This is a genomic window from Streptomyces sp. NPDC007901 (assembly GCF_042959465.1).
GTDB lineage: Bacteria > Actinomycetota > Actinomycetes > Streptomycetales > Streptomycetaceae > Streptomyces.
The window spans coordinates 456667-469246 of record NZ_JBIBKW010000008.1 but is presented as its reverse complement, the minus strand read 5'-3'; the positions used below and the strand labels follow the sequence as shown (position 1 = coordinate 469246).

Sequence of the window (12580 nt, the reverse complement as noted above, 5' to 3'; positions counted from 1 at the left end):
GTCCCAGGCGGTGTCGAGGGCGGCTGCTGCGTCCTCGGCGGTGGTGGTGCGGTAGAGGTTGCCGATGACGGAGGCACCGAAGCCGAGCTCGGTGAGCTCGACGGCGGTGTTGCGGATCTTACGGCGGCGCAAGGGGTTCTCCTGAAAGGGTCGTTCAGCGTCGTACGTGTGCCGTGGCGCCCGCGAGGAGCGCCTCGACCTCGGCAAGGGTGGCCATGGAGACGTCACCGGGCGTGGTCATGGTGAGGGCGCCGTGGGCGGTGCCGTAGGCGAGGGCGCGCTCCAGTCCGGCGCCGGTGAGCAGCCCGTAGATGAGGCCCGCGGCGAAGCCGTCGCCGGAGCCGATGCGGTCCAGGACGTGCAGACCGGGCATACGGGGGCCGCTCACCAGGCCGGTCTCGGATGACCAGGCGAGCGCGGACCAGTCGTTGACCCCGGCAGAGGGCACCTCGCGAAGGGTCGTCGCCAGCACCGTCGCCTGTGGCAGCTGGGAGGCGACCGAGGCGAGAGCGTCGGGTACCTCGTCGTCGGTGAGCCGCACGGCGCCCGGATGCGGGCCCGTGAGTCCGAGCGCGCCCACGACGACGTCGGCGTGCCGGGCCAGGCGCAGGTCGGTCTCGCGGGCGCGCTCGGCGCCGCCCCGGCCGTCCCAGAGGCTGGGCCGGTAGTTGGGGTCGTAGGAGACGATGACGCCGTGCCGGCGTGCGGCCGCCATCGCCTCGTCGGCCACGTCGACGGTGGTGTCGGACAGGCCGGCGAAGATCCCGCCCGTGTGGAACCAGCGCACCGCGGCCGAGAACACCGCGTCCCAGTCGACGTCCCCCTTGCGCAACTGGGAGACGGCGGTGTTCGCGCGGTCGCTGACACCCAGCGCGCCGCGGATGCCGAAGCCGCGCTCGACGAAGTTCAGGCCGTTGCGGGCCGTGCGTCCCATGCCGTCCGCCGCGACCCAGCGGATGTGCGAAGTGTCGACGCCGCCCTGGAGGACGAGATCCTCCACGAGCCGGCCGACCGCGTTGTCCGCCAGGGCGGTGACCACGGCGGTGCGCAGACCGAAGCAGCGGCGCAGACCGCGTACGACGTTGTACTCGCCGCCGCCCTCCCAGACCTGGAAGGTGCGGGCGGTGCGGATCCGGCCCTCGCCGGGGTCGAAGCGCAGCATCACCTCGCCCAGGGCGATCACGTCGGTCACGGTGCCGTCCTCTCCACTGCCTCGGCGGTCAGCCGGCGGATCTCGTCGTAGTCGCCGCGTTCGAGGTGGCCGGGGGTGGCGATCCAGCTTCCGCCCACGGCGAGCACCGAGGGGTGGGTGAGGTAGGCGGGCAGCTGGTCGGGGCCGATGCCGCCGGTCGGGACGAAGCGCGCGCCTGGGAAGGGAGCCGCGAGCGCGCGGAGCATCCCGGTGCCGCCGAGCGGTTCGGCGGGGAACAGTTTGACCGTGTCGACGCCCGCCTTCAACGCGCGCATCAACTCGCTCGCCGTCGCCACCCCCGGCGCGACCGGTACCCCCAACTCGCGTGCTGCGTCGATGACTTCGTCGTCGAAGCCGGGCGAGACGAGGAAGCGGGCCCCGGCCGCCACGGCCCGCTCCGCCTGCTCGGCGGTGAGCACGGTGCCGGCGCCGACGGTCAGAGCGCCGTGCGCCGCCATCGCCTTGACGACCCGCTCGGCATCCGGCGTGCGGAAGGTGACCTCCGCACAGCGGGCGCCGCCCGAAGCGAGCGCGTCGGCCAGGGGGCCGGCACTCGCGACGGACGGCACGGTGAGCACGGGCAGCAGGCGCGACCCCGCCAGTACCGCGGCCAGGTCGGCGGTCATCGGCCGAGCCATCCGCCGTCGACGGGCAGGGTGGTGCCGTGGATGTAGTCGGAGGCGGGGGAGGCGAGGAAGACGGTGGCGCCGGCGAGGTCGTCGGCGGTGCCCCAGCGTCCGGCGGGAATGCGCTCCAGGATGGCCTTGCTGCGGGCCGGGTCGTCCTGGAGGGCCTGGGTGTTGTCGGTGGCGATGTAGCCGGGGGCGATGGCGTTGACGTTGACTCCGTGCGGCGCCCACTCGTTGGCCAGTGCCTTGGTCAGTCCGGCGATGCCGTGCTTGGCGGCGGTGTAGCCGGGGACGTTGATACCGCCCTGGTAGCTGAGCAGGGAGGCGGTGAACACGACCTTGCCGTGTCCGCGGGCCACCATCGTGGCGCCCACGGCCCGGGTGAGCGCGAACTGGGCGCTGAGATTGACCTGCAGCACCAACTCCCAGTCCGCATCGCCGTGTTGGGCGGCGGGGGTGCGGCGGATGGTGCCCGCGTTGTTGACGAGGATGTCCACCGGGCGTTCGCGCCGGGCGAGGCCCGCGCCCAGGGCCCGTACGGCGTCGGGGTCGGCGAAGTCGGTGCGGATCGCCTCGAACGAGCGCCCGGCGGCGAGGACGTCCTTCTCCACCTGACTGCCGGACTCCTCGAGATTGGCGCTGACGCCGATCACGTCCGCGCCGGCCTGAGCCAGCGCGCGGGCCATCGCCCGGCCGATGCCGCGGCGGGCGCCGGTGACGACGGCGAGCTTTCCGGTGAGGTCGAAGGCGCTCATACCGCGGCTCCCTGGGTGCCGTCGGTGCAGTCCACGAGGATCTTCATCACGTCTCCGCCGCTCTCCAGCGCCTCGAAGGCGGCCGGTGCCTCGGTCAGTGGCACGATCTTGGTGATCAGCCGCTGGGCGGGGACGGTGCCGTCGGCGACCAGGGCGACGGCCCGCTCGAAGTCGCCGCGGTCGTACAACCGAGCGCCGACGAGGGTGAGTTCGCGCCAGAAGAAACGGTGCAGGTTGATCTCGCGGGGCCGTGGGTGGATGGCGACCAGGCACAACCGGCCGCGCACACCGAGTGCTTCGACCGCGGTCTCGACGCCTGCCGCAGCGCCGGAGACCTCGAAGGCGACGTCCGCGCCGGCCTCGTCCGTCCACCGCTGGACGAGTTCGGTGATGTCGGCGGCGGCCGGGTCCCACGTGCTCAGGCCCAACTCCTCGGCGAGCAGCCTGCGGTGGGCGTTGACTTCGACCACGCGCACCTCGGCCCCGGCGGCGCGTGCGACCAGGGCGATGAGGATGCCGACGGGTCCGCCGCCGACCACGACGACCTTCTCGCCGTCCTTCACCGCCGCCCGGCCCACGTCGTGCACCGCGACCGCGGTCGGCTCGACGAGAGCGGCCTGGTCCAGCGGGAGGGTCTCGGGCAGCCGTATGAGGGTGGAGGAGGGCACCGTCCAGCGCTGCTGCATGGCGCCGGGGGAATCGATGCCGATGAAGTCCAGGTGCTGGCAGATGTGTTGGTGACCGGCGCGGCAGGCGGGGCAGGTGCCGTCCCAGCGCAGCGGCATGACGGTGACCGCGTCCCCGGGCCGCCAGTCCTCGACGCCGGGCCCGACGCGGACGATCCGGCCCGCCATCTCGTGTCCCAGTACGGCGGGCGCGGCGACCCGGGCGTCCATGTCGCCGTGGAAGATGTGCAGGTCGGTGCCGCAGATGCCGACGTAGGCGGGGGCGAGTTCCACCTCGCCGGGGCCGGGCTCCGAGTCGGCGGCGGGCGCGGTGTCCAGCGTGCGGGCCGAGGTGTAACGGACGGCGAGAGTCATCGTGGGGTCAGGGTCCCTTCCGCGCGGACACCGATGGTCAGCAGCAGGTTGGCGTAGGTACGGGTGTCACCGGTGACGACGGCGAGTGCCAGGTCGGGGGAGCGGGCGGCGTCGTAGAACTCGAAGCGGCCGAGCGTGTCGACCGGGACCGGCGCCAGTCTGGAGCGGTACTCGGCGATGGCCGGTGGCTCCGGCTCGCTCTCGGGCTCCACCATCACCTGCGCCGACTCCACGGGCAGGGCGCGCAGCAGCACGTCCAGGACGGTGGTGACGTCGAGGGTGCCGGGTGCCAGGTTGAGGTGGACGGTTCTGGCCCGTTCGCCGACCGCGGTGCTGGCGGGGTAGTGGCCGTCGGCGAGCAGGACACGGGCGCCGTGCCCGGCTCCGGCGAGCGCTTCGAGGATGCCGGGGTGCAGCAGTTCGGTCAGCAGCACGCAGTCCTCTCCTTACTTGTCGTTACTAGTCGTTCTCGTGGTCGGACAGCCGGTAGAAGGCGGTCGCCGTGTCGCATAGCACCGCCTGCCTCTCGTGCGGGGAGCAGTAACCCAGCAGGTGTTCGACCGTTTCGGCCCAGCGGGCCCAGCCTCCGGCGAGGACGCAGACGGGCCAGTCGGAGCCGAACATCAGCCGCTCGGGGCCGAAGGCGGCCAGCAGGGTGTCCCAGACCGGGCGGATGTCGTCGAGGGTCCACGTGTCATGGTCGGCCTCGGTGATCAGTCCGGAGACCTTGCAGCGCACCTGGGGACAGCCCGCCAGTGCGCGCACCTTGCGCATCCAGTCGGCGAGCGTGTGCTGTCCGATGGGTGGTTTGCCCGCGTGGTCCAGGACGAGGGGCAGGTCCGGGAAGCGCTGGGCGAGACGGATCGCCTGGGGGAACTGGTGGCTGCGGATGAGCACGTCGTAGCCGAGGTCCCGCTCCTGTACGGCGCGCAGGCCCCGCTCGACGGACGGCTGTTGCAGCCACTCAGGGTCGGACTCGCCCTGGACGAGGTGACGCAGGGCTCGCAGGTACCCGCCCCCGGGCGCGGAACGCAGTTCGTCGAGTACGTCGCCGATCGCGGGGGAGGTCAGGTCCGCCCAGCCGACCACCGCGCCGACCAGCGAGTCCTGGTCGGCGAGGTCGAGCAGTTCCGCCGTCTCCGCCACCGAGGCGACGCACTGCACCACCACCGTGCTGGTCAGCCTCCGCCCCGCGAGGGACCGGTCGGCGGCCCGTCGCAGGTCCTCGATGCCGTGGCTGCGGCGGATCGGCTCGTGGCCGGGTTCGTCGAGCCAGGGCTGGGGGCGGTGGTCCAGGTCCCACACATGGTGGTGGGCGTCGACCAGGGAGAGGAGTTCAGACACGGGCGGACCAGACCGGGCCGTCGGGGTAGCTGTACTCCTTGAGCGAGGCGGGATACATCTGCGCGCTCAGCCCGGGCAGCGTCGGGGCGAGGTAGTGGCCGTCGACGACGCGGACCGGGTCGACGAAGTGCTCGTGCAGGTGGTCGACGTACTCGATGACCCGGTCCTCGGTGCTGCTGGAGACGGCGACGTAGTCGAACATCGACAGGTGCTGCACCATCTCGCACAGGCCGACGCCGCCGGCGTGCGGGCAGACCGGCACGCCGAACTTGGCGGCGAGCAGGAGGATGGCGATGTTCTCGTTGACGCCGCCGACGCGGGCGGAGTCGATCTGCACGATGTCGACCGCGCCGGCCTGCAGCAGTTGCTTGAACACCACGCGGTTGGCGATGTGTTCGCCGGTGGCGACCTTGATGGGGCTGAGTGCCTTGCGGATTGCGGCGTGGCCGAGGATGTCGTCGGGGGAGGTGGGCTCCTCGATCCAGTACGGGTCGTAGGGGGCCAGGGCCCGCATCCAGTCGATGGCGGGCTGGACGTCCCATCTCTGGTTGGCGTCGACGGCGATGCGGATGTCCGGGCCGACCGTCTCGCGGGCGGTGCGCAGGCGCCGTATGTCGTCCTGCAGGTCGGCACCGACCTTCAGCTTGATCTGGGTGAAGCCGTCCGCGACGGCCTCGCGGGCGAGGCGGGCCAGCTTCTCGTCGGAGTAGCCGAGCCAGCCGGGAGTGGTGGTGTAGGCGGGATAGCCGCGCTCCAGCACGTGGGCGATGCGCTCCTTGCGGCCGGGTTCGGCGCGGCGCAGGATCTCCAGTGCCTCCTCGGGGGTGAGGGCGTCGGACAGCCAGCGGAAGTCGACCTGCGCGACCAGCTCCTCCGGCGACATCTCGCCGAGGAGGCGCCACACCGGCTTGCCCGCACGCTTGGCCGCGAGGTCCCAGGCCGCGTTGACGACGGCGCCGGTCGCCATGTGGATGGCGCCCTTCTCCGGTCCCAGCCAGCGCAGTTGGGGGTCGTGCACGAGGGAACGGGAGAAGGCGCCGAGGTCAGCGCAGACTTCCTCGACCGAGAGGCCGACCACGTGCGGGGCAAGGGTGGCGATGGCGGCGGCCTGGGCGTCGTTGCCGCGTCCGGTGGTGAAGGCCAGGGCGTGGCCCTCCAGCCCGTCGCCCGCATCGGTGCGCAGGACCACGTAGGCGGCGGAGTAGTCGGGCTCGGGGTTCATGGCGTCCGAGCCGTCGAGGTGTTCGGAGGTCGGGAACCGCACGTCCAGGACGTCCAGGGCGATGATGCGGGGGGATGCGGGCACGGGGGAGGACATGGCGGCAACTCCTGTAAGGGGCAAGGGAGATGGGTCCCCTTGCGACGAGACGTGAACGCGGCGGAGGTCGGGCGGCCGGTGGGGCCGCCCGGGTCACTCCTGGACCTTGCCGCCGGTGATGCGGGAGATGGCGAGGGCGACCAGGATGATCAGGCCGTTGAGGGCGCCGATCCACTGGGCGGGGACACCCGCCAGCGTGAGCACGTTCTGGATCATGAAGAGCAGCAGGATGCCGCAGAACGCCCCGAACATGGTGCCCTTGCCGCCGTTGAGGCTGATGCCTCCGATGACGGCGGCGGCGAAGACGGTGAAGATGTAGCCGTTGCCCTGCGCGGAGGCGACCGAGGCCAGGCGTCCGGAGAGCATCAGTCCGGCGAGGGCGGCGAGCAGGCTGCCGGTGACGATGACGATCCACAACACCCGGTCGGTGCGGATGCCGGCCGCCTTCGCGGCGTCGACGTTGCCGCCGATGGCGTACAGGGAGCGGCCGAAGCTGGTCCAGCCGAGCACCACGATCGCGATCGCGAACAGGGCCAGGCAGATCCAGATGGAGGCGGGCATGCCGAACCATTCGGCGGTGCCGGGGTAGAGCATCGACTGTGGCAGCTGGAAGAAGGTCTGGCCGCCGGAGATGCCGGTGAGGACGCCGCGCAGCACGATCAGCATGCCGAGCGTGACGATGAAGCCGTTGAGACCGAAGCGGATGATCAGCAGCGAGTTGATCACGCCGATCAGCAGACCTGTGGCGAGCGTGACGGGGATGGCCCAGGCACCGGGGAGCAGCCCGAGTCCGTGTCCGGCGCCGGCCGGGACGACCAGCCAGGCCGCGACGCCGGGCGCCAGGCCCATCGTGGACTCCAGGGAGAGGTCCATCTTCTTGACGATCAGGATCATCGTCTGGGCGAGGACCAGCAGGGCCATCTCCGACATGGTCTGCAGGACGTTGATGAGGTTGTCGGCCTGCAGGAAGACCGGGTTGACGATCTGGCCGACGATCGCGATGACGACGATCGCCGGGACGAGCGCCAGGTCGCGCAGCCGGGCCAGGGGGATCCGGCCGCCGAGCAGCGCGATGCGCTTCTGCTTGGGTTCCACGGCCTGGGCGGCGGCGTCCGCGAGGACGGTTTCAGGCATTGAGGTCCACTCCTTCCATCGCGGCCACGAGGTCGTGGTCGTGCCAGCCGCGGGCTATCTCTGTCGTGACCCGGCCCTGGAACATCACCAGGACCCGGTCGCACATGCGCAGGTCGTCGAGTTCGTCGGAGGCGATGAGCACTCCGGCGCCGGACTCGGCGGTCTCCTCGACCTTGCCGAGGAGGAACTCCTTGGAGCGCACGTCCACGCCGGCGGTCGGGTTGATCAGGACCAGCAGGCGGGGGTCGTCGGCGAGGGCGCGGGCCATGACGACCTTCTGCTGGTTGCCGCCGGACAGGGCGGAGACGGGCAGGTCGGGGCCGGGGGTCTTGATGGCCAGGTTCTCGATCATGCCCTCGGCGAGCCGGTCGCGTCGGCCGCGGCTGAGGAAGCCGTTCTTCCCGAGCCGCTTCGGCACGGACAGGGTCGCGTTGTCGGCGATCGACATGTCGGGCACGAAACCCTGGTGGTGCCGGTCCTGCGGGACGAACCCGGCGCCGGCCGCGAGCGCGTCGGGCACGCTGCCCGGCCGGGGCCGACGCCCGGCGATCTCCAGGTCCCCGGTCGCCGCGGCGCGCAGTCCTACGACGGTCTCGGCGACCTCCGTCCGTCCGCTGGCGGCGGCGCCCGCGAGGCCGACGATCTCGCCGGCGCCCACCTGGAAGGTGACGTCGGTGTAGGTGTCGTCGCTGCCCAACGTGTGCACGGACAGCGCGGGTGCGGTGCTGTCGTCCAGGGTGGTGGAGCGTTCCTGCCGCCGGTCGGCGGCGGCCTCGCCGGTCATGGCGGCGACCAGTTCGGTGCGGGGCAGGTCGGCGACCGGGGCGGTCACGATGTGCCGGGCGTCGCGGAACACCGTCACCACGTCGCAGATCTCGTAGACCTCCTGCAGGTGGTGGCTGATGAACAGGAAGGTCACACCTTGGCGTTGCAGGTCGCGGATGCGGTCGAACAGCCGGTTGATCGCCGCCGCGTCGAGCTGTGCGGTGGGCTCGTCGAGGATGATGAACCGGGCACCGAAGGACAGTGCCCGGGCGATCTCGACGAACTGCCGCTGTTCGACGCTGAGATCGCCGGCCGGGGTCTGCGGGTCGACGTCCACCGACCAGGTCGACAGCAGCTCCTTGGCCCGTCGGCGTACGCCGGTCCAGCTGATGAGCCGGTGGGGGCCGTGGTGGTGCCGGTTCAGGAAGAGGTTCTCGGCGACGGTCAGCGCGGGGATGATCGTCGACTTCTGGTAGACGCAGGCCACGCGCTGTCGCCAGGCGTCGCGGTCGCCAAGTCGTGGTGCGGGGTCGCCGCCGAAGGTGACCGTTCCCTCGTCGGGGGAGTGCAGGCCCGTCAGGACGGACACGAGGGTCGACTTGCCGGCGCCGTTGCGGCCGACGAGTGCGTGGGTCTTGCCGGGCCTGATGGTGATCCGGGCGCCGTTGAGGGCCACCGTGGGACCGAATCGTTTGACTATGCCCGTCGCCTCGACGACGGGCGGGGCTGCGGGGGCCCGCCCGTCGTCCGCCGGGGCGGGCGCGGGGGTGACAGTACGCTCCCCGTCGCTCATCTCAACCGCCTTGTTCTGGATAGCCGTTGGGTGCCTGAGGGGGCGGGTCAGCCGAGGTGGTTGCCCCACAGCGAGGTGTCGTCGCTCTTGAGGCTGGCAACGCCGCCGTAGCTGGCGCCGTCGGAGGTGACCAGGGGTGCGGAGAGCTGGTCCTCCAGCAGACCGTCACGGACCTGGATGATCGTGCTGTCGTGGTCGGTCTTGCCCGGCTTGAACGTCTTCCCGTCGATCGCGGCCTTGAGGTAGTACAGGGCGTACTTGGCGTACAGGTCGGCGGGCTGGGAGACGGTGGCGTCGATCTTGCCGGCGGCGATGTCCTTGAGCTCCTCGGGGATGCCGTCGTTGGACACGATGAAGACGTGCTTCTTGTCCTTCGGATCCACCAGCAGGCCCTTCTGCTTGAGTACCTGCAGGGTGCCGGGCAGGGCGAAGCTGGACTCCATGTAGACGCCCTTGATGTCCGGGTGGGCGGTCAGGTCCGTCTGGAGCTTCTGCGCGGCGACCGCGCCGTCCCAGTTGGTCGCCTCGCCGAACACCTTGATGCCGGGGTAGTTCTTCTTCATGCAGTCGTTGAACGCCTCGGTGCGGTCACGGCCGTTGATCGAGTCGAGGCCGCCCTCCAGCATGACGACCTTGCCCTTGCCACCGAGCTTCGTGCCTAGGAACTGGCAGGCCTTCTCGCCGTAGGCGCGGTTGTCGGCCCGCACCACCATGAACACCTTGCCGCTGTCGGGGCGGGTGTCGACGGTGACGACGGGGATCTTCTTCGCCTCGAGCTGGGCCAGGGTCGGCGCGATGGCGGCGGTGTCCTGCGGCGCCATCGCGATGCCCTTGACGCCTTGGCTGATGAACGTCTGGGCGTTGGCGGTGAGCTTGGCGACGTCGTTCTGGGAGTTCGTGGTCTTCAGGGACAGGCCCATCTGCTTCGCGAAGTCGGGCGTGTACTTGATGTACGAGTTCCAGAAGTCGGTGTCCGACCGCGGGTAGTCGACGCCCACGAGCGGCTTGTCACTCGACGAGGCGGACGTGCCGGAGCCGCTGCTGCACGCGCTGAGCAGCGTCAGTGCACAGACGACGGACGCGGTGGAGCTGAGTGCGGTTCTGAGTCCCATGGGTACTTCCTCGCGCTGGTCCCGGAGCGGGGTTGTTACGCCGGTGCGACAGTGGTGTGTCGCTGACGGAGAGATGGGATGTTTATAGGTCGGGCTCGGCGGGATGTCCAGGGGGTGGGTTGAAAGTTCTGGAGATTGCCGCAAGATGACCCAGGTGGAGGGCCATTGCGAGGCCTTGCTGACGGATCCATCCCATCAATGTTGCCAATCCGTGATGGGATGTCTCTTGCGCCTGCCCTGCTTGAAGGGGAGGCCAGGTTGACTTCTCGACTGCAAACCTGCTGGTCATGAGCCCGTCAGCAGCCCTGCCTGCGATGCGGGAAGTCCGGCCATCTGCGTGAGGACACGGGTCTGGTGCGCATGCCGGGCTGGGGCTCGGCTCAGCCGGATGAAACGGCAAGGCCGTGCGGCTCGGAGAGCCCGACGTCAGCGGGCTGCGTTCAACGAAGCTCTCAACACGGCAGTGGGAAACGGGTACTTCGCGGAGAACTCCCCTCAGGGGCTCCGTTGGAAAGAGCCAGCAGTGAGTGAGGTCTTTCGGCGGTTCACCGATCGTGTGACAAGAGCCGTGGCCACCGGCGCAGGAATGCGTCGAACCGCGCGTGGAGATCGTCACCGAGAACGTTCCTCCCGGGCCATGCCTCGTCGCGGGCACCGGCCGGGTGGGTCTGCTCCCCGAACGCGCCGCCCGCCTGCTTCCCCCGGGCGGTGCCACGGCCGTCGTACGAGCGCGACCCCGCCCACGTCTGGCTGCGGAAGATCACGTCGGAGGCCGGCCGGATGGTCGGCGCGGGCGGACCGGAGCGCACACGGCACGACACCACCGACTCGCCAAGGGCTGATCGCGCGTCGGCCCCACCCGGTGCACCCGGCCCGCCCACAGGTGGCGGGTGTTGCCACACCCGCGAGGCCCCCACCCGCCTCGGTGGGACACGTCGCGGGCTGCCCTCTGCGCGGAGATCGTCGTGGGCCCCGTACCGGAACGCGCGGTGCTTGTCCCCTGCAACTCGCCGCGGGACGCTGCCTGTTCATTCATCGTGCCGAGAGGCGCGCGGAGCGCCGCGGTTCTGCTCGGAGGACGGCGGAGTCCGCCGACGTGCGGCGTTCGACAACGCTGCTGTCACTCGCGCGAACAGCTGCGATGTGTGGTGTGAACGGGCCTCTATGCGACTGCCGAGCGCCAGGTCGCACAGCTTCTGGAGGTTCTGGAAGTGCGAGAGCCCCTCCACGAGGCCGGCGGCGAAGTAGACGAAGACCAGCTCGCGCGCGGGATCGACCATCCAGAGGGTGGATCCGCTGCCCATGGCCCCGAAGGAGCGAGGGGAGGCCAGCAGGCCGAGCGGGGTGAGGTGGTGGCCGTGTCCTTGGACGTAGCCGCCGCCAGGCTGAAGTTGGCGGGGAAGTCGGGGATGCCCCGGGACTCCTTGTTGCCGGACGACTCATCGGCGTCCGCCGGGCAGTCGAGGAGCGGGGAGCTCTGTCGGTGGGCGGCTGGTGCGGCCACCCCTCGTACACGGACACCGTGGAGATGTGCACCCCGTGGGCCGCGGCCGGGCGCAGCGCGGTGGCGGCCGTGAGCTCGCGGTCGGCACGGACGGAACCGCCTACAGCACGTGGTGGCACGCGTCGGGCGGCTGGGCCGGCTGGTTCCGGCTCGGTATCACCTGAGGCTTCGAACGCGCTGGTCGGGCCCTACCCACAGCCGGTGAGGATGGTGTCCGGCAAGGGCCTCGAGCGTTTCCCGTCAGCCAGGTGGACCGGCACGGTCCTGTCGCTCTCGGCGCCTGCGAGCGCCGCCGGCCGCGGCAGGAACCGTCGCCGGGACTCCTGGGGCGAGACGCAGCCGCACTGGACGTCCCAGTAGCCGCCTCGCCGGGTGAGGAAGACCGCGCTCAGGGGCGGCACGGCGAGATGCCAGAAAGCTCTTGCCGGTAGGGCCAGAGCATGAATGAGCACGGCCCGGACAACGGCTGCTTCGGTGATCGCCACCGCGTGGCCCGTGTCGGGTGTCACGCTGCTCAGCCAGTCCGCCGATCGGCGGCAGAGCTGGCGTACGGACTCCCCTTCGTGGGGCGCGGCATCCGGATCCGTGAGCCAGGCGCTGAACCCGTCGGGATCGGTTGCGGCGACTTCGCCGACGGTCCGACCGCGCCATCTGCCCACGTCGAGATCGCGCAGTAGGGGCTCGGACGCCGCCACCAGACCGATGGCGTCAGCAGTCTGCGAGCAACGGGTCGAGGGCGCCCGGATGGCCCACTCGTGGGGAGAGAGCACTGCTCTCGCGGCGCCGGCCAGACGCAGGCCGCGCTCGCTCAGGGGAGCGTCGCCGAGCAGCGGATCCAGGGCGGCGTCACCGCCGGGCGCGCACAGAAACGTCAGGTGGATCGACATGGGACCGACCTCCTTCTTGGCCCGGCATCGCTTTGGACGGGGTGAGACCCACGCGGAGGTCGCTCGGTCGGCCGGGCCGACGCCACGTCGTGCCTCACGTGCTCCAC

General features: G+C 70.8%; 13 protein-coding genes and 1 pseudogene. 1 reads left to right on the top strand and 13 read right to left on the bottom strand.

Annotation, left to right across the window (positions count from 1 at the left end; translation table 11 throughout):
• The 12 genes and pseudogenes from ACFZDK_RS27645 to ACFZDK_RS27590 form a co-directional block, all read right to left on the bottom strand.
• Positions 1 to 132, bottom strand: a pseudogene (locus tag ACFZDK_RS27645) (aldo/keto reductase); the annotation flags it as partial.
• A 22-nt stretch (positions 133 to 154) separates the two neighbouring features.
• Positions 155 to 1192 (bottom strand): PfkB family carbohydrate kinase, encoded by a 1038-nt coding sequence (locus ACFZDK_RS27640; protein WP_390976486.1) that lies wholly within the window; start codon positions 1190 to 1192, stop codon positions 155 to 157.
• Positions 1189 to 1818 (bottom strand): bifunctional 4-hydroxy-2-oxoglutarate aldolase/2-dehydro-3-deoxy-phosphogluconate aldolase, encoded by a 630-nt coding sequence (locus ACFZDK_RS27635; RefSeq protein WP_390976484.1) that lies wholly within the window; start codon positions 1816 to 1818, stop codon positions 1189 to 1191. The genes ACFZDK_RS27640 and ACFZDK_RS27635 overlap by 4 nt, the downstream gene beginning before the upstream one ends.
• Complete coding sequence (locus tag ACFZDK_RS27630; RefSeq protein ID WP_390976482.1) at positions 1815 to 2576, bottom strand: SDR family oxidoreductase; 762 nt, start codon at positions 2574 to 2576, stop codon at positions 1815 to 1817. The genes ACFZDK_RS27635 and ACFZDK_RS27630 overlap by 4 nt, the downstream gene beginning before the upstream one ends.
• Positions 2573 to 3616 carry an alcohol dehydrogenase catalytic domain-containing protein gene (locus ACFZDK_RS27625; protein ID WP_390976481.1) on the bottom strand — a complete coding sequence of 348 codons (1044 nt, stop codon included), beginning with the start codon at positions 3614 to 3616 and terminating at the stop codon, positions 2573 to 2575. Before ACFZDK_RS27625 ends, ACFZDK_RS27630 begins: the two co-directional genes overlap by 4 nt.
• Positions 3613 to 4050 (bottom strand): RbsD/FucU domain-containing protein, encoded by a 438-nt coding sequence (locus ACFZDK_RS27620; RefSeq protein ID WP_390976480.1) that lies wholly within the window; start codon positions 4048 to 4050, stop codon positions 3613 to 3615. Before ACFZDK_RS27620 ends, ACFZDK_RS27625 begins: the two co-directional genes overlap by 4 nt.
• Before the next feature lie 25 nt (positions 4051 to 4075).
• A complete protein-coding gene (locus ACFZDK_RS27615) occupies positions 4076 to 4960 on the bottom strand; it encodes an amidohydrolase family protein (protein WP_390976479.1) in 885 nt (294 codons plus the stop codon).
• Positions 4953 to 6278, bottom strand: a complete 1326-nt coding sequence (locus ACFZDK_RS27610) for an enolase C-terminal domain-like protein (RefSeq protein WP_390976477.1) — start codon at positions 6276 to 6278, stop codon at positions 4953 to 4955. Before ACFZDK_RS27610 ends, ACFZDK_RS27615 begins: the two co-directional genes overlap by 8 nt.
• Positions 6279 to 6371: 93 nt before the next feature.
• Complete coding sequence (locus tag ACFZDK_RS27605; protein ID WP_390976476.1) at positions 6372 to 7412, bottom strand: ABC transporter permease; 1041 nt, start codon at positions 7410 to 7412, stop codon at positions 6372 to 6374.
• The gene (locus ACFZDK_RS27600; RefSeq protein WP_390976475.1) at positions 7405 to 8970 is read right to left on the bottom strand and encodes an ATP-binding cassette domain-containing protein; all 1566 of its coding nucleotides are present in this window, start codon (positions 8968 to 8970) and stop codon (positions 7405 to 7407) included. The genes ACFZDK_RS27605 and ACFZDK_RS27600 overlap by 8 nt, the downstream gene beginning before the upstream one ends.
• Positions 8971 to 9017: 47 nt before the next feature.
• Positions 9018 to 10082 carry a substrate-binding domain-containing protein gene (locus ACFZDK_RS27595; protein WP_390976473.1) on the bottom strand — a complete coding sequence of 355 codons (1065 nt, stop codon included), beginning with the start codon at positions 10080 to 10082 and terminating at the stop codon, positions 9018 to 9020.
• Between the two features lie 1028 nt (positions 10083 to 11110).
• Positions 11111 to 11386 (bottom strand): hypothetical protein, encoded by a 276-nt coding sequence (locus ACFZDK_RS27590; protein WP_390976471.1) that lies wholly within the window; start codon positions 11384 to 11386, stop codon positions 11111 to 11113.
• A gap of 226 nt (positions 11387 to 11612) precedes the next feature.
• On the opposite strand from ACFZDK_RS27590, the gene ACFZDK_RS27585 reads away from it, so the two are divergent.
• Positions 11613 to 11750 (top strand): hypothetical protein, encoded by a 138-nt coding sequence (locus tag ACFZDK_RS27585; protein ID WP_390976470.1) that lies wholly within the window; start codon positions 11613 to 11615, stop codon positions 11748 to 11750.
• Between the two features lie 24 nt (positions 11751 to 11774).
• Here ACFZDK_RS27585 and ACFZDK_RS27580 read toward each other — a convergent pair whose 3' ends face one another.
• Complete coding sequence (locus ACFZDK_RS27580) at positions 11775 to 12473, bottom strand: histidine phosphatase family protein (protein ID WP_390976468.1); 699 nt, start codon at positions 12471 to 12473, stop codon at positions 11775 to 11777.
• Positions 12474 to 12580 lie beyond the last annotated feature (107 nt).